Origin of the sequence: Lutimonas halocynthiae (genome assembly GCF_030409835.1) — a bacterium.
Taxonomy (GTDB): Bacteria; Bacteroidota; Bacteroidia; order Flavobacteriales; family Flavobacteriaceae; genus Lutimonas; species Lutimonas halocynthiae.
The window spans coordinates 85,692-103,972 of sequence record NZ_JAUFQO010000016.1 but is presented as its reverse complement, the minus strand read 5'-3'; the positions used below and the strand labels follow the sequence as shown (position 1 = coordinate 103,972).

Below are 18,281 nucleotides of genomic sequence, written 5' to 3'. Positions count from 1 at the left end.
TGAACAAATAATATAGAACAAAAAAAACACCTTCTAAAGAATGAAGGTGTTTAACATTGGGGAAATTGAAATTACTGTGTTAGTTGGCTTCGATCCAGTTTACGATCTCAGCATCTGTTGGCAAGGTATTAGGTGCTATTACCTTTTCTAATTGACCTTGCTCATTCAATAAATATTTTTGAAAATTCCATGCTACTTCAGAATCCTGAAGACCATTCTTTTCTTTCTCTGTTAAAAAATGATAGACTTCATGCATGTCTCCTCCTTTAACGGATATCTTAGACATCATAGGGAAACTAACACCATAGTTCTCTTTACAAAAAGCTGCAATCTGCGCATCTGAACCTGGTTCCTGTCCTCCAAAATTATTGGCTGGAAAGCCCACAATCACGAAGTTTTTATCTTTATAAGTATCATATAGTTTTTGCAATGCTTCGTATTGAGGTGTTAATCCACATTCGGAAGCTGTATTCACTACCATGATCTTTTTTCCTTTTAATTTAGAAAAATCAAAATCATCACCATATAAGTCGGTAACCTGAAATTGGTAAATTTCTTCACTATCCTGAATCGTATTTTCAATCACTGCAGCTTGCAATTCTGTAGGCGCTTCTTTCTCTTTCTTACAGCCTATCATTAATATGAATACCAGACTAAAAGAAACCATCACATGTTTCATACTACTTTTTCTTTTTTTTGTTGAAATACTTTTTGAATTTAAAGTAAGCTAATATACTTAATAATATTGAAAGCCCTAACCAACCCCAAATCTGAACAGGAACCTCTGCAGATTCACCTGCTGCATAAGAGTGTAAACCTGAAAGTAAATGATTCACTCCTAAATAGGTCATCAATATAGATGCAAAGGCAAATACCGACACCATGTTAAACGTAAATTTACTTTTTAACCCGGGGATGATCCTCATGTGCAATACAAAAGAGTAAATTATGATACTGATCAAAGCCCATGTCTCTTTAGGATCCCAGCCCCAATACCTACCCCAACTCTCATTGGCCCAGATACCACCCAGGAAGTTTCCAATGGTCAATAATACCAAACCAATCGTCAATGACATTTCATTAATTGCCGTGATTTCATTGATGGCAAGGTTCATTTTCTTTTTGTTTTTCTTATTAGTGAAAATATAAAGAATCAGAGATAACATACCCAATACCATCCCAATAGTAAACGGTCCATAACTCGCTACGATAATTGCTACGTGAACCATTAACCAGTAAGAATCAAGTACAGGTACCAAATTCCCAATAGACGGATCCATCCAATTCCAATGAGCCACCATCAACAACATAGAAGTCACAAAAGTGGTTGCCGCGAGCGTAAGCGGTGATCTTTTTCCAAAAATGATACCGAATAACATTGTAGCCCATGAAATATAAATCATTGACTCGTAGCCATTACTCCATGGAGCGTGTCCTGAAATATACCATCTGATACCAAGACCAACAGTATGATAAGCAAATAACAACAATACAATCCCTGTACAGATTTTAACCAGCGTACGAATGAGTTTTTTATCATTGAAGATGTTTACAATAACAACAATAAACATCAGTAAACTCGCATACATATAGTATTTAAACAATGATTTAAAAATATCGTATTCATTATAAAATAGTTCTAAATCAACTTTTCTTTGAGAAGGAACTACTTCAGAACCATATTTTCTCTGAAATTTATGAATGCTCTCCAGGTACTCATTTGCCTGACTATAATCCCCTGATTTTGTTGCTGCAGCTACTTCACCAGCATATAATGGAAGAATATTGCTTACATATAATGAATCTTCACCAGTAAAGCCAGAATGTCTCACTTCAACAAAAGAAAACCACTTATTGTCTTCACTATCCGGAAGTGGAAAGAACTTAAAGATAGAGCCACCTAATGCTCCAAACAATAGATTCGCCCGACCATCAATATTCAGTATACTCTCTTCATATTTAGTCTTAATCTTTTTCTTATGCGCAGCGGCAACCTCTTCAGTAAGTTTATATTCTCCTTTTTCTGTAAAGAGATCTGAAAATCTTGCATATTTCTGGTCATGTGGAATCCCGATAAGGTCTCTCACTTTTGTATTCTCTCTTTTGACATATATAAAAGGAACAAAGTACCAGGCCCTGGGATTGGTAAGCATTGAAACCACTACTTGATTAGCGTCCATATTCTCATAGGAATCCTTCTTACTTACTTTTCTTAATAATTCTGAAGCAAAAGTATTGACAGGCTTCATTCTACCACCTTCATCTTGTATCACTAACTTTCCAAATTCTTTTGCATGTCCTTTTTCAGAAGTCTGAGCTTTAATGATGGAGTCGATCGTTTTGTATTGCTGATCATGCTGAGCATGTGATGTATCATCTGATTGTCCGTAAGAAATACCAGTCACCAATAACAATATCATTACAAGTTTTCTTTTCTTTTTCTTTAGCTTTTTTAAGTTTTTCTTTAATCCGGCAAAACGAGTACCCTTTTCAAACAATGTTAAGATCAAGCCCATAAACAATAGAAAGTATCCTACATATGATGTCCAGGTACCTGCCTGATCATAATTTACAGATAAGAAAGTTTGTTCAACTTCTCCTTGATCATTATAACTTGATTGAAAAAATCGATAGCCTTTATGATCTAAAACATGGTTCATGAATATTTTGAAATCAAAAACATCATCTCCATCTACAACCGTTATTTCACTGGCATATGATTTTGGACTCATAGAGCCCGGATATCGCTCTAGCTGAAAATCTCTCAACTTCACTGAAAATGGGATCTGAAACTGTTTAGAGCCATAATGTAATCTAAAATTCAATCCATCCTGAGTGAACACCTTAGGTGCTGTAATACTTAAAGCATTTCCAAAAAGTTTGATGTTTTGCTTCGTGTTTTTTGTGACCACTTCTACTTCAAGCATATCACTTGGATGCTCATCTTTATCTCCTGAAACGAGTTCCATCCCACCTTTAACCGCAGGCAAGGGAATCACAAACTGACTATTTCCAATTTGATATAAAGATCTTAAATTAAAAACCTGGACAGAATCCTTTACAACAACTCCCTGCGTTTGACTTGCCATAATCATATAACTCCCTTCGTTAGGTGTTGTAATCCTTAAGGTGTCATTTTGCGTGAAAATATTGATAGCTCCTTGGGTTGGGTTTTCAAAAGAGAATAAGGTATTGTGCATATTAATCGTCTGGCCCGCCTTGATAAAATGGTCATGCCTTCCGCCTCCACCTGACTCAACAATTTTCAAATACGGTTCACCATCTTCATTTGCCTGAAATTCTTCAAAGGCATTCGGTATATAGTTTACGTAGTTCACTTCAACCGGATCACCTTTAAAATCTGTTTTGATAGAAAAATCATTCCCTCCTCTTATCCAATTCAGAAACCTAGATGTATTATAAATAAAATTACTACTGTTTCCATAAGTTGAGGCAAACAGATAATGCTCATATAAAGGAGCCTTTTGCTCTTCGTCATTATCTATATGGACATCTACAAAAGCTTTATCAGACAACATCTTATTAGTGGTCTCTCCTTCATATATAGGCATAATTCCCTCATAACCTATATAACGCGTTATTCCAGCGCCTAAAATGATCAGTATAAATGACAAATGAAACATCAGTACTGAGTACTTTTTACGTTGTAACAGGTCATATTTTTTAATATTACCAATAAAATTAACCATTAACAGGAGCATGATTAATTCAAACCACCAGGCATTATAGACTAGGGCCTTGGCAGACTGAGTTCCATAATCATTCTCTATAAAGGTTGAGATGGCCATTGCCGCAGCAAAAAGTAAAAACAAAATACCCGTAAGGCGTGTCGAAAACAAGAAATTAGCAACTTTTTTCATTCAAAAGGAATTGATTCATAAGAGTTGCAAACTTACTAAAATTCCATCAATATTTTTTCTAAAAACACCTAATTAGAGCCGGTTTTTTAAGAACCTGATTTTGTTCAAGTTTTTGAGCAAAAAAAAGTCATTTTTATTACTGCAATCTGTGACTCATGTTACATTCAAATTATGACAAAAGTCATTATTAGATCTTAATTATCTGATTTTCAACGTTATATTTTTTTTTAAATATGATATTTATCATGGAATATAATGCTTCATCGCTCTAATTTTACTTAACATTATGTTAACATGTAAATTTCAAATACCATGAAAAAAATTAAGCTCATAAGTTTTTTAATCCTCATAGCAACTAGTTTGCTTTTTGTTCAATGTACAACAGATCCAATTCCAGGGCCAGCCGGTAGAGACGGTGCAGATGGAGCCGATGGAGAAGACGGAATGGATGGCGCAAGTGGTCTCGCCGAGTGTATTGCCTGCCACAATGCAGAAACAACAGAAAATGCTCATACATCTTATTTATTTTCAGGTCATTACAATGAAAATATGGATCATGATGTGAATGGTGATGGTGTAAACGATCCTCTTTCACAATACGGGAATAGAGGTTTCGGAGGGTTATCATGTACATCCTGCCATACCAGCGATGGTTATATAGCCTGGGCGGAACAGGGTTCAGCTGCAGGAGGCTCACACCCGGTTTATCCAGGTACCCAAACAATTACATGTACAACATGCCATAGCAAACATTCAAGCTTTGACTTTGAAAATGAAGGCTTCGACTATGCTTTAAGAAGAATAGACCCAGTAATGCTTGTAGCGGATAACTCCTATACTATAGATTACGGAAAAGACGAAATGACCAGTCACACTTGTGCGACCTGTCATCAACCAAGATCAACTTTTGAAGGTTCGTTAAACGATGAGGGAACGTATGACGTAGGTGGGCGATTCGGACCACACTACGGAGCACAATCCACCCTACTCGAAGGAATCCAGGGAGCTGAGCTTGACGGATATACCTATCGTGGCAAGGATGCCACTGCAGCGCACAGAGCAGGATCCAGCTGTACCAATTGTCACATGGGTGAACCTACAGGTGACCTCTTGGACAACGGTCTGCACAGCAAGAATCCAACAGATACTTCATGTACGGTTTGTCATGCAAATGGAATTCCGCCTAGAGACTTCTTGAAAGCAGACTTCCAAGCTTTGGAAGACCTTCTTGTAGCTGAAGGAATCATTACAATTGATGATGAGGGAGACGTGAGCATTGTATCAGGAAAATATGACTTGATTCCCGCTGCGGCACTATGGAACTACAAAATGATCTATTACGACCACAGTCACGGAGTTCACAACCCTAATTACTCCAAGGATCTCGTCCAGAATTCTATTGACGCGTTGAATGCTAATTAATTAGGAGGTTAACTGAAATTATTAATGAAATTAATCTTTGGTGAAATATCGATCAAAGCCAACATACTAATGCAAAATTTTAAAAAATGAAAACAATTATAAAAAGCTCAATGCTATTCTTGGTGATCTTGTTATTTGCCAATTGTACCCATGACAATGACCCCATTTGTATAGATGGCGGCATCAGTGAAAGTCCTTCATATAGCATGGACACCTTACTAGTGAAAGAATTCTCCGTCGCTCCTCAATTTGATGGTGGAATAGATGAAGTGTGGTCTGAAGCTAGACCTCTAAAATCTATTGCCTCCGTAACTAAAGCAGGTGACAGAATTATCACTCTAAATGGTTCAAGTAATGGCGATATTTCTTTGGAACCTACAGATCTTTTTGACCCTTTTACCGGAGAAGGTTATCAGTACTCATTAAGAGGTGGTCACGATGGTGAATATTTATACTTGTTATTTGAATGGGATGACGATACTGACAGTAGAGACAGACAATCATGGTATTTTGATTCAGTTGCCAGTAAATGGAAACAAGAAAATAAATATGCAAATCATAAAAACGATAAGTTTTATGAAGACAAGTTTGGTATGATGTTTCCTATAGGCAACCCTGAAGGATTTGCAACAGGTACTTGTACTGTTACTTGTCATGGTGGTTTAGAATTATTAGATGATTCTGAGGATCTAGGTCATAAAGTGACAAGGCATTACATGAAAAACGAAGGTGAATTCACTGATTTCTGGCATTGGAAACGTGACAGACATGCCTTAGCAGAAGCATGTGATGATGGTTTTGTACAATGGGAAGAAGATGAAGGTTTTGCTTCTGCAAACGGTAGAAAAAATGATGATGGTATTTCTCCATATAGTACCGGAATGAAATTTACAGATGAAGCAACTGGTCTCAGTGGACCTAAATATGTTATTCCAGATCGTGAAAATTACTACTGGATTACCCAGGAAGAAATAGACAACGGGACAGCAAAAGCTGTTACTGCAGTAGCCGAGAATGGAGTGCTGACTTATGAAGGAGGAAGCATCGATCCTAATGGAGATTCTGCTTACTCTCAAGGTTTTGGTCCTAAAAGAATGCCTAGTGTCATTATCAACCCAGGTGGTCAAGGAAATGATGGTAGATCAGAAGTACGCATTTTAGCTGAACATACAGGTTCAGGTTGGGTATTAGAAATTAGAAGAGAACTAAATACTGGTGATCCTATGGATGCAGAATTTGTAGTAGGTCAATCAATGCCTTTTGGATTAGCCATATTTAATAATGCTGCCATTGGGCATGGAATGTCAAACTTCCTAACCATGACAATAGAATAATCAATTTAACTGGAAGTGCAGATCAACATCTGCACTTCTAATTTAAAACCTGGTTGTTTAAAATTTAAAGTCAAAAACATGAAAAATATATTGAAAATATTCATTTTAGTAAGCATGGGGCTCTTTTTAAACTCCTGTTATTATGATTCATTTCCTCAAGACATTGATGATGGTAGTGGTGGTGGTGGAGAGATTCCCGAGGTTGTGTCGTATTCCAATGACATTATGCCGCTATGGGAGGGCCAATGTGTAGCATGCCACCAAGGTAGTGTTCCGCCAGATCTTAGACCTGACAACTCATATGATAGTCTTCTAAACGGTTTTGTAGAACCAAATGATTCTGGAAACAGCATCCTTTATCTATCACTGATTCATGCGGATAATGTTTCGCCTATGCCGACGCCTAATACAAAATGGCCGGCTTCTCAAACTGATTTAGTAAAAGCCTGGATAGACCAGGGTGCCGAAGATAATTAACCTTTAAGAACATAGACATGAAAAATTATATAATAATACTACTTGTTCTTTTTGTAGTGCCCTTTATCGGAACCGCACAAGACAGCGAGGAAGTACAACAGGATACAATTGTTAAGAAAAAAGAAAAACTAGAGCGTCCGGCTTTTGAAAGTTCATTCGTCATTGATAACCCTACAAATGTTGTAAATAATAAAAACGCTCTGGAAGTACAAATGGAGCACAGATTTGGAATTATTGAGAGCTGGGATGATATGGGTGGAATCTGGGGTGCAGCCAATATTAGATTTGGTGGAACCTATGGTGTTCACGAAAGAGTAACCTTAGGCTTAGGTGTCCAAAAATACAGAAGATACCTTGACCTCAATGCAAAAGTGGCGATACTCAGACAAACACGTTCTGAAAAAATGCCTTTGAGTTTGACCTATTACGGTAACATTGCCTATGACGGCAGAGCTCAAACTGCAACCATGCAACCACCTATCAATTATCATCAAGACAGATTATCTTATTTTCATCAATTGATTGTGGCAAGGAGATTCACACCGGAGTTTTCAGCTCAGGGAACTTTGAGTCTTTCTCATTATAATACGGTATATGTTGACATGAAAAATGACATGGTAGCCTTTTCACTGGGAGCTAGATATAAGATCAGCCCTAACACTGCAATCATTGTAGATTACAGCCAACCTATTACAGAATTTGATAACTTTTATGGGTCTGTAAACAACGATACTGGAGAAATAGAATATGATAATGTTAATCCACATCCCGGAATTAGTTTAGGATTTGAATTTGGTACATCGGGCCACGCTTTTCAATTGTTTATAAGTAATTACTGGGGTATTCTTCCTCAGGAGAACTACATGTGGAACCAAAACGATTTCTTCGATGGAGATATTCTTTTAGGATTTAACATTACAAGAATTTATAACTTTTAATTAATCGAAATCTACCGTTTTGTTATGGCAAGTAAAGATAAATTTACCAGAAGAGGATTCTTTCCAATTATTGGAAGTAGTTTATTGATTCCTTTTATAGGAAAAGCTCAAAATGACGAGCCGGATCAGATCAATGAAGATGACTATCAAATTCTTCTGAAGCCAGACGGTACTTCTGTAAAGGTGAAGAAAAGTACTCTTAAACAATCAAAAGTTGTCAAGAAAAACATTTCAAATTCCACCTTTTTAAAATGGACAGGTAAAAAAGTCTAATTTCAAATCATTTGTATTATGCAAGAATCCAATAAAAATGCCAGAAGAAAATTTCTTGACAAAGGGTTGAAATTAGGCTTTGCTACCGCACTAGGCGGCTTAGGCATCAGCAAACTAGCCGAAGAAATATCAGCTAAACCAAATCATAGCTCCCATGAAAAAATGGAGCTCATGGATACCGACGGAAACATTATCGAAGTTGATTCTTCTGAAGTGCAGGAAGTAATGCACAAGACAGATCCTGATGAAAAATACAATGTCAGGGAAGGTATTCCAAACAGAAAATTCGTAATGGTTGTTGACCTAGCTAAATGTAAAAATGCGCTGGCCTGTCAAAGCGCCTGTAATAAACACCATTATGTCACGGGGGATAATGCATGGATTAAAATCTATAACATGCAGGAATCTGAGACGACTTCACCTTATTGGATGCCAGTAACCTGTCAACATTGTGACGAACCTGCCTGTGTTACGGTTTGCCCTGTTGACGCTACTTTTAAAAGAAGAGATGGTTTAGTACTTATCGATAATGAGAGATGTATTGGCTGTAGATTTTGTATGGCTGCTTGTCCTTATTCCATCAGAGTATTTAACTGGAGTGAACCTGATCAGGGAGAGATATACCTCAACATGGAACATGATATGTCACATCACAGTCCTACACCTGAACATGCAGGTGCACCAAGTAAAATGGGTACTGTTGACAAATGTGATTTTTGTCCTCATGCCATTAAAAACAATGAACTGCCTCACTGTGTGACTGCATGTCCTAATGGAGTTTTCTATTTTGGAGACAAATATGAAGACACTGTGACTAACGGAGATGAGACGCTGCGATTAAGCAAACTTCTTGAAGATAAAGCTGGTTACAGGTTTATGGAAGACCTGGGAACACAACCCAGCGTTTATTACCTACCTCCAACTGACAGACTGGTTGACTTCAAAGATGGTCTTGAAAATTATACTGAATATGAATCTGTTGCAAAACCTGAATAATTATGAAATCACGCGAACAATTCATAAAAGATTTAGCTCCTAAAAAATTCACCAAACCAGAGAAAATTTGGTTAGGACTTCTTTTGATTATTATAGTAGCAGGAATGCTGGCTTATGTCGATCAAATCAGAAAAGGACTTCAGGTTACTAGTTTAAACGATTATGCCTTATGGGGTATTTATATTTCCAATTTTGTGTTCTTTATCGCAACAAGTTTTGTGGGAGCGGCCACGGTGGCCATTTTAAGACTGACCAAAAACCACTGGAGAACACCATTGGTACGAATAGCTGAAATTATTTCTTTAGCAGCTATTATCATGGCCGGCATCACCATTATTATTGATCTGGGTCGACCTGACCGGGCTTTGTACACTATAATTCACGCAAGATTTCAATCACCAATTACCTGGGATGTTATTATCATTCCTACGTATTTAGTGGCTATTTTCTTTCTGTTATACTTTCCGCTGCTTCCGGATCTCGCCATATTAAAAAAATTATATAGTAAGGATAATCCTCGCTTGAGCAAATGGTACGGAAAGCTATCACTGAACTGGACAGGAAGTGTGGCCCAAAAAGCAATTCAGCAAAAGTCAATAAAGATCATCGCTATACTAGTGCTACCATTAGGACTAATATTGCAAACAATTGATGCCTGGCTGTTTTCATCAACCTACAGAATTGGCTGGAATAGCACCAATTTTGGACCTTACTTTATTTCAGGTGCTTTTGTTGCCGGGGTTGCAACACTAGTTGTCACAATTTATATGGTCAGAAAAGTCAAAGGACTTGAAGAATATATTACAGACTATCATTTTGATAAAATGGGTAAATTTTTAGCCCTGGCCTGTTTAATCTATTTGTATTTCAATGCCAATGAATACCTCATGCCTGCCTATGCATCAACAGTTAACGAAGAAGTACATTTGGAAACACTTTTTACGGGGCACTACTCTACCATCTTTTGGTTTGTTACCATTGGCGGGTTAATTATCCCGGTAATATTGCTTCTCTTTAAAAAAGGAAGATCACCAATTGCCATGTTTTGGATAGGTTTACTTGTTATTGTTGCCTCTTGGTGGAAACGTTATATAATTGTGACACCTACCTTGCTGCATCCTTATTTACCTATACAAGGTGTACCTGAATCGTGGAGGCATTACTTTCCAAGTATACACGAATGGCTTATCACAGCGAGTAACCTTGCGACAGCGCTATTAATTCTTACTCTTTTGGTACGATACCTTCCGGTGGTTGCCATACAAAGAAGTATTGACGAACAAGAATCAGATAATAACGATCAAAAAAGTGGATCATGAAAAATTGGAACATTACATCTTTTGTTTTTTTACTGATCGTTGTCTCTTTCCAGTTTTCAACGATAAATAGCAGTTTATTTGCTCAGGCAAAAAAGAACAAGGCAAGAATCAATGCTGATCTGGTAAACATCATTGGTGGAGAAAAATATTTGAATATCAAAGCTTCGGCAAGAATCAATAAAAAGACGGTTGAAGTTTCGAATATAGAATTAACGATCTATCAAGAGCTCAATGATCAAGAAATTGAGCTTGGTAAAACTACCACAGACGGATCAGGCATAAGTAAATTTAAGATTGAAAACTTTAACTCTCTAGAAGCTGATAGCACCGGAATTTATAATTTATCTGTAAGTTTTCCAGGTAACGATGCATTTAAAAAAGCTTCAAGAAGCGTCAGTTTCAGAAAAGCCAGTATAAAGGCCAACTGGATTGTAAAAGACAGTATCAATTATGTGAGTGCAAAACTTCTGGATGTGATGACAGACAGCAGCGTTGCAGAGGCTGCACTTGATGTTAGAGTTGATAGGTTATTCAGACCACTTCGCATTGGAGACACATCTTTTGAGACAGATGAAAATGGCGAAATTGAAGTGGCTATTGAAGACGGTATACCAGGAGTTGATGGAAATTTAAAATTGGAGGTTGTACTAAACGAAAGTGACGATTACGGAACTGTTATAGCTAGCGTAGTTGCTCCTATTGGAACTGTCATTGTAGATGAATCCACCTATGACCAGAGAACCATGTGGTCTCCAAGGGGGAAAACACCCATCTTTTTATTGACATTGACCTTTTCCTTTATCTTCGTGGTTTGGGGTATTTTTATTTATTTATTTATTAACTTAGTCAGAATCTTTAAATCTTAAATCAAACGAACATGAAAAATTTGAAAAACTTACTTTTTTTAGTAATAATATCACTTGCAATGCTGTCCTTTAGTGGGATATTGCAAGACGAATGGGTAGTGCCAGACAAATATCAGAATATGAAAAATCCAACTGATCCGGAAGAAGATCTTAGTATTGGAAAATCACTATACTCCAAACATTGTCAATCTTGTCATGGTAAAGAAGGATATGGAGATGGTAAAAAAGCAAATGAGGTAGAAGGAGATCTTGGAGATTTCTCATCTGAAGAATTTCAGGCGCAGTCTGACGGAGCTTTGTTTTATAAAACTACGTTTGGTAGAGAAGACATGCCGGAATACACAAAAAAAATGCCAGATGATGAAGACAGATGGCTGATTGTGAATTATATGAGAACGCTGGCAGAATAATCAATTTACAATTATAAAATAAAAAACCATCCGTTATGTAACGGGTGGTTTTTTTTTTGAAAGTCTTTCATTTTTTTTTAAACCTCTACCCTACAGTTGTTTTACTTTTTTATGAAAAAATTAACATAGTTGCATATGCAACTAAATTCTCTTTATTTGTATTTTTGGCAAAAATTTATGATTTGACCAAAACTACTCCTGACACTATTACACTAATTCCCTGGATTGGCAAAACCGCCAAGTTTATGGATTATTATATAGCTGACTATATGAAGAGTCATGGTATAAATATTTCCAAAGAACAGTTTATCGTCTTAAAACACCTTGATGAAAAAGATGGTAAAAAACAAAACGACCTCGCCTTTATTACCAATCGTTCAAAAACAGCACTTACAAGATTGATCCATACTATGGAGAAAAAGGGATTTGTACGTCGTCAGGTTTCTGAAAGTGATATGAGAATCAATCATGTGTTCCTTACCCCTTTTGGTAAACAAACATGGGATGAATCCTACCCTGTTTTTTTAAAAATTATTGAAGATCTTCAGAAAGGTATACCTCAAGAAGACCTGCTTACAGTTCAAAACGCTTTGAAAATAATACAGCATAACATCAAATTAAAAACAAAAATTAACCACTAATTATAATGAGAAAGTATATCAATATTGTACTGGGAATTCTTTTGATTGTCTTAGCCGTTTGGCTAGTGAAAGTAATGGGTATCCTAAACAAAAAGCCAGAAAAAGCTCCTGTGAAAATAGTAAAAACAGTTTTCGTGGAAGAAGTTAAAAACGGGACAGTTCCGATAACCATTACTGCTAATGGTAATTTAGTAGCCAAGAATAAAATCGAGATATTCTCTGAGGTTCAAGGCGTATTACAGCCTTCATCCAAAGAATTTCGTCCTGGAAACTCTTACCGCAAAGGAGAAGTGATTCTTAAGTTAAATAGTGAAGAACATTACGCTAATTTACAGGCTCAGAAAAGTAACCTTTACAATTCGATCACTTCTATCATGCCTGATATACGATTGGATTATCCAGAACAATATGAAAAATGGCAGCAATATCTCAGAGATTTTGATTTTGAAAAACCTACTCCAAAGTTGCCAGAAATAAATTCTGAAAAGGAAAAGTTCTTTATTTCGGGAAGAAATATTTACACCACATTTTATAATGTAAAAAATATGGAAGTTCGATTGACCAAATACACCATTCGTGCACCATATGATGGGATTCTAACTGACGCTCTCGTAAATCCAGGTTCCTTGATCAGATCAGGTCAAAAACTTGGAGAGTTTATAAACCCTAAGGTTTACGAAATGGAAGTGGCTATCAATGCGAAATATATGGATCTACTGCAAAAAGGCAGTGCCGTAGAGGTAAGTAGCAGGGATACAAATCAATCTTGGAAAGGTAAAATCGCACGTGTAAACGGACGCGTTGATCAAGCTTCTCAAACAGTTAAAGCCTATATTCAAGTAGAAGGTAAGGATTTAAAAGAAGGGATTTATTTAGAAGCACATTTAGTTGCCAAAGCTGAACAGGATGCTTTTGAAATGCCTCGTAAACTATTAGTTAATAATGAAAGTGTTTATGTTTTTAGAGACAGTATTATTGAACTTGTAAAAGTCAACCCTGTTTATTTTAATGACAAAACTGTTGTTGTAAAGGGATTAGAAGATGGAACACCTGTATTAAGCAGAGCCGTTCCGGGTGCCTATCCTGGAATGAAAGTTTCATTATATGGTTCAAACCCTCGCAAATAAATAAGTTCCTTACGTAGATTATGAAAAAAATTATATCCTATTTTATTAAATATCATGTTGCTGTTAATGTAATTATCCTAGCAGTGGTTATTTTTGGTTACTTAGGGACTAAATCGATGAAGTCATCTTTTTTCCCATTAACTGACTCGCGTTTCATCAGCATTTCTGTAGTATATCCAGGTGCTTCTCCTCAAGAAATGGAGGAAGGAATTATCCTTAAAATTGAAGACAATTTAAAAGGAATAGTAGGTATTGACAGGGTCACGTCAGTCTCAAGAGAAAATTCAGCCAGCATCAGTATAGAGACCATTGTTGATTCTGATATTGATGTGATATTGGCAGATGTAAAAAATGCTGTAGATCGGGTGCCATCATTCCCATCAGGGATGGAACCTCCGGTAATTGCCAAAATTGAATCTATAGCGCCAACCATTAATTTTACGGTAAGTGGAACTGATCTGCCTTTAACTACTTTGAAACAATACGCAAGAGACGTTGAAAACGATTTAAGAGCTATGCCTGGCATTTCACAAATATCCTTAACCGGTTTTCCGGATGAGGAGATTGAAATTGCCGTGCGTGAAATTGACCTGAGGGCCTTTGACCTGACATTTGCAGATGTGGCCCAGGCCGTGCAAGGATCAAACTTATTGATCTCAGGTGGTAATATTAAAACTGACTATGAAGATTACTTAATACGGGCAAGAAACCGTAAATACTACGGTGATGATCTCACAAATATTATTGTAAAAGCGGATGAATCAGGTAACGTTATCTATCTAAAAGATGTCGCTACAGTGAGAGACCGATGGAACGAAAACCCAGACAGACTCTTTTTCAACGATGAGGTGGCAATTAGCATACAGGTGAGTAATACCAACAGTGAAGACATGATCGCCTCTGCAGATGTGATCAATAAGTATATAGAAAAATTTAACGGGCAGCATGATAATGTGCAGCTAAATGTAGCGAGTGACCGTTCTGTAGTTTTAAAAGAAAGAACTGATTTATTAACCGAAAATGCAGTGGTTGGAATACTTCTGGTATTGCTGTTTCTTTCGTTATTTCTAAATGTAAGGCTTGCCTTTTGGGTAGCTGCAGGGTTGCCAATTGCTTTTTTAGGGATGTTTATTTTTGCTGCAAATCTTGGGGTGACTATTAATGTTTTATCCCTGTTTGGGATGATCATTGTAATCGGTATTTTGGTTGATGATGGAATTGTAATTGGTGAAAACATTTACCACCATTATGAAAAGGGAAAATCCCCTGTTCAGGCAGCAATTGACGGAACCCTAGAGGTGATTCCCCCTATTATTTCTGCTATCCTGACAACGATGCTTGCCTTTTCTATATTTTTCTTTTTAGATGGAGGAATAGGCGATTTCTTTAAGGAAGTATCAACAGTGGTTATACTTACCTTGGCAGTATCCTTGGTTGAAGCGCTTATCATTTTACCTGCGCATATTGCACATTCAAAAGCATTGGTAAGAGGTCGTAAAAAACCGACTTCCGGATTATTTTATATATTCAATCAGGTGAATGCAAAGGCTGATCAATTCCTTGTTTTTTGTAGAGACAGGCTATATGGCCCATACCTAAAATTCTTCTTAAAGAACCGGTTTTTAGGGCTTGCCATTCCGTTTGCACTATTGATTTTTTCTATTGGAGGTATTTCAAGTAAGGTAGTTCGCACTTCATTTTTCCCAAATATGGCCAGTGATCGTGTTGACATTAATCTTGCCATGCCTCAAGGAACCAATGAACGCATCACAGACTCTATTATATCAAATATTGAAGCCGCCGCATGGCGTGTTGCCGATAAATATACCGAGAATCAAACAGGTAATGTTCCTGTAGTTGAAAACATTATAAAAAGAATAGGCCCTGGATCAAGTAACGCCAGATTGACCATTAACCTTCTACCAGGAGAATTTAGAGATTTTGCCTCTGGTGAAATCACTAATGCGATTCGAGAAGAAGCGGGTGTAATTTATGGTGCCGAAAGTCTGACTTTTGGTTCAGGAATGAATTTTGGTGGAAGTCCGGTGGCTGTTTCATTGTTAGGAAATAATATTGAAGAGCTCAAAGCCGCGAAAACCGAATTAAAAAATGAAATGACAAGTAACCCTATTCTGAAAGACGTCTCTGACACAGATCCTGCAGGAATAAAGGAGGTTCGTATTAAGTTAAAAAAAGACGCCTATATCCTTGGCCTTACCTTACAAACTGTTATGAATCAAGTGCGTTCAGGGTTCTTTGGTTTTCAGGCACAACGTTTTCAAAGAGGCCAGGATGAGATCAAAGTTTGGGTAAGATATGAGAAAGAAGACAGGTCATCGATCAGGAATCTTGATGATATGTGGATTTCTACTCCAATGGGTACTAAAGTCCCTTTTTCAGAAATTGCTACTTATGATATTGCTCGTGGTGATGTAGCGATCAATCATTTAGAAGGTAGAAGAGAAATTCAAATTACAGCTGACATGTCAAATCCTAAGGAAAGTGCCAGTGATGTCATGGCAGATATAAAGAATAATATACTTCCGAAGATCCTAGCAAAATATCCTACCGTACAACCCAGTTTTGAAGGTCAAAATAGAGAAGCTGCCAAAACAATCAATTCTGCCACCAAGGTTGGGGGTATTGTATTGGTCTTAATCTATTGTGTTATCGCCTTTACTTTTAGGTCGTATAGTCAACCGTTTTTATTGTTGATTATGGTGCCTTTTAGTTTGATAGGTATTGTATGGGGACATTATATTCATGGATTTTCTATCAATATTTTATCTTGGTTAGGTATCATCGCTCTTATCGGAATTATGGTAAATGATGGTCTGGTCTTGGTTGGAAAATTCAACACCTATCTTAAGGAGGGAATGGATTTCAATGAAGCTTTGTTCCAGGCAGGAAAGTCAAGGTTTAGAGCTATTTTTCTAACTTCTCTAACAACAGTTGCTGGTTTAATGCCTTTGCTATTAGAAAAAAGCAGACAGGCTCAATTTCTAAAACCGATGGCCATTTCTATATCATATGGTATTATTATGGCTACTTTTTTAACCTTGTTAATGTTACCCTTACTATTGTCAATAAACAACAGTTTAACTGTTAGGATTAAATGGTTGATTACCGGAAAAATGGTGACTAAAGAAGAAGTAACACGTGCTGTAAAAGAATTAAAACTTGAAGAAAATGATACAGAATAAATTTTTAAGTATTGTAATATTAATACTTGGATTTTCAATGAATGCGCAAGACTTGCTTGAAAAACAAGGAGCAGTTGGCATTGCCTTGGAAAACAACTTTGACATTAAAGTGTCAAACAATGATCTTGAAGCGGCTAAAAACAGTTCGAGTATATACAATAGTGGCTATTTGCCATCCGTTTTTGCTTCTGGTGGTGCTGATTACCAAAATCAGGAAAGTGAAATAGAATTCCAGAATGGAGATAGCCAGGATGATATTGAAAATACGACGAATACGTATACGGCTACCGTTGGTGTTGACTATTTATTATTTGACGGTTTTGGTAGGAAATACAATTATAAGAAGCTCCAGGAACAATACAACATCTCTGAAATCAGGGTAAGACAGGTAATTGAAAACACCTTACTTGAGCTGCTCATCTCCTATTATGATGTGGCGAGATTGACTGAAAATAAAAACAACCTGCAACAGTCTTTAGATATCTCGAAAAGTCAATTGTTAAGGGAGCAATACGGTTATCAATATGGTCAAAAAACACAGCTTGACGTATTGAATTCAGAAGTAAACGTTAACCAAGACAGTATTAACCTGTTAAACATTCAAAGAGAATTGGCCAATGCCAAGCGTGACTTGAATGTAATTCTAGGCCGAGATGTGAATGTTGATTTTGCAGTTGACACAACAGTTTCTTACGCGATTGATCTTACCTACGATAACATGATGCAGTCTGCAAAAATCAATAACACCTTTTTATTACAAGCTGAAAAAAATGTTACCTTGAGTGATTATGACTTAAAAATCAATAAATCATCCTGGGTACCTAATGTTGGTGTCAATGGTGCTTATAATTGGAGAGATTCGAATACGGATTCTAACATAAGTAACCCTTTTTCATTAGCGTCAAATACTTCTGTAGGAATAGTTGGTGGCGTTAGTGTGTCTTGGAACATATTTGACGGAGGTCTTACTAAAACACGCGTACAGAATGCCAAAATTGCCATTGACAATAGCAATATAGAAAAACAATTCATTGAAAAAGACCTTGAAAGGAATGTTGCCAATGCTTGGGAAACCTATCAGAATTCATTGTTTATTCTAAGTGCAGAAGAGAAGAATGTAGAAACGAATAAAAGAAATTTTGAACGAAGTCAGGAACAGTATAGATTGGGTCAGATTATCACTGTAGAATTCAGATTAGCTCAGGTCAATTTATTGAGTGCTGTGAATAGTTATAATCAAGCTAAATATACTGCAAAAGTTGCAGAATTAAGGCTGTTACAACTGGGCGGAAAGCTCATTGGAGCCAATTACTAAACAAGTTACATATCGATTGAAAAGAGATGGTCTGCGGATCATCTCTTTTTTTTTGTAACAATTCTTACACAAGGGTTTG

At 36.8% G+C, this 18,281-nt stretch carries 15 protein-coding genes; 13 read left to right on the top strand and 2 right to left on the bottom strand.

The window, feature by feature from the left end:
* Positions 1-79 precede the first annotated feature (79 nt).
* Positions 80-679, bottom strand: coding sequence for a glutathione peroxidase (locus QWY87_RS13380; RefSeq protein ID WP_290292049.1), 600 nt, complete (start codon positions 677-679; stop codon positions 80-82).
* A gap of 1 nt (position 680) precedes the next feature.
* On the bottom strand, positions 681-3,881 hold the full coding sequence (locus QWY87_RS13375; protein WP_290292048.1) for a cytochrome c biogenesis protein CcsA: 3,201 nt from the start codon (positions 3,879-3,881) through the stop codon (positions 681-683).
* Between the two features lie 312 nt (positions 3,882-4,193).
* Between QWY87_RS13375 and QWY87_RS13370 the strand changes: the two genes are divergently transcribed.
* The 13 genes from QWY87_RS13370 (at position 4,194) to QWY87_RS13310 (ending at position 18,202) form a co-directional block, all read left to right on the top strand.
* Entirely contained in the window at positions 4,194-5,303 is a 1,110-nt protein-coding gene (locus QWY87_RS13370) for a multiheme c-type cytochrome (RefSeq protein WP_290292046.1), read from the top strand.
* An 86-nt stretch (positions 5,304-5,389) separates the two neighbouring features.
* A complete protein-coding gene (locus QWY87_RS13365) occupies positions 5,390-6,637 on the top strand; it encodes an ethylbenzene dehydrogenase-related protein (RefSeq protein WP_290292044.1) in 1,248 nt (415 codons plus the stop codon).
* A gap of 78 nt (positions 6,638-6,715) precedes the next feature.
* A complete protein-coding gene (locus QWY87_RS13360; protein ID WP_290292042.1) occupies positions 6,716-7,114 on the top strand; it encodes a hypothetical protein in 399 nt (132 codons plus the stop codon).
* 17 nt (positions 7,115-7,131) lie between these two features.
* Positions 7,132-8,052, top strand: a complete 921-nt coding sequence (locus QWY87_RS13355; protein ID WP_290292039.1) for a DUF5777 family beta-barrel protein — start codon at positions 7,132-7,134, stop codon at positions 8,050-8,052.
* Between the two features lie 24 nt (positions 8,053-8,076).
* Positions 8,077-8,325, top strand: coding sequence for a hypothetical protein (locus QWY87_RS13350; RefSeq protein ID WP_290292037.1), 249 nt, complete (start codon positions 8,077-8,079; stop codon positions 8,323-8,325).
* 18 nt (positions 8,326-8,343) lie between these two features.
* Complete coding sequence (locus tag QWY87_RS13345) at positions 8,344-9,321, top strand: 4Fe-4S dicluster domain-containing protein (RefSeq protein ID WP_290292035.1); 978 nt, start codon at positions 8,344-8,346, stop codon at positions 9,319-9,321.
* Positions 9,322-9,323: 2 nt separating this feature from the next.
* A complete protein-coding gene (nrfD, locus tag QWY87_RS13340) occupies positions 9,324-10,640 on the top strand; it encodes an NrfD/PsrC family molybdoenzyme membrane anchor subunit (protein ID WP_290292033.1) in 1,317 nt (438 codons plus the stop codon).
* Positions 10,637-11,506, top strand: a complete 870-nt coding sequence (locus tag QWY87_RS13335) for a hypothetical protein (protein WP_290292032.1) — start codon at positions 10,637-10,639, stop codon at positions 11,504-11,506. Before nrfD ends, QWY87_RS13335 begins: the two co-directional genes overlap by 4 nt.
* 11 nt (positions 11,507-11,517) lie before the next feature.
* Positions 11,518-11,916: a c-type cytochrome gene (locus QWY87_RS13330; RefSeq protein ID WP_290292030.1), complete on the top strand. Its 399-nt coding sequence runs from the start codon at positions 11,518-11,520 to the stop codon at positions 11,914-11,916.
* A gap of 164 nt (positions 11,917-12,080) precedes the next feature.
* Positions 12,081-12,557 carry a MarR family winged helix-turn-helix transcriptional regulator gene (locus QWY87_RS13325; RefSeq protein WP_290292027.1) on the top strand — a complete coding sequence of 159 codons (477 nt, stop codon included), beginning with the start codon at positions 12,081-12,083 and terminating at the stop codon, positions 12,555-12,557.
* A gap of 5 nt (positions 12,558-12,562) precedes the next feature.
* Positions 12,563-13,684: an efflux RND transporter periplasmic adaptor subunit gene (locus QWY87_RS13320; protein ID WP_290292024.1), complete on the top strand. Its 1,122-nt coding sequence runs from the start codon at positions 12,563-12,565 to the stop codon at positions 13,682-13,684.
* A 20-nt stretch (positions 13,685-13,704) separates the two neighbouring features.
* Positions 13,705-16,887: an efflux RND transporter permease subunit gene (locus QWY87_RS13315; RefSeq protein ID WP_290292023.1), complete on the top strand. Its 3,183-nt coding sequence runs from the start codon at positions 13,705-13,707 to the stop codon at positions 16,885-16,887.
* A complete protein-coding gene (locus QWY87_RS13310; RefSeq protein WP_290292021.1) occupies positions 16,874-18,202 on the top strand; it encodes a TolC family protein in 1,329 nt (442 codons plus the stop codon). The genes QWY87_RS13315 and QWY87_RS13310 overlap by 14 nt, the downstream gene beginning before the upstream one ends.
* The last annotated feature ends 79 nt before the right edge of the window (positions 18,203-18,281 follow it).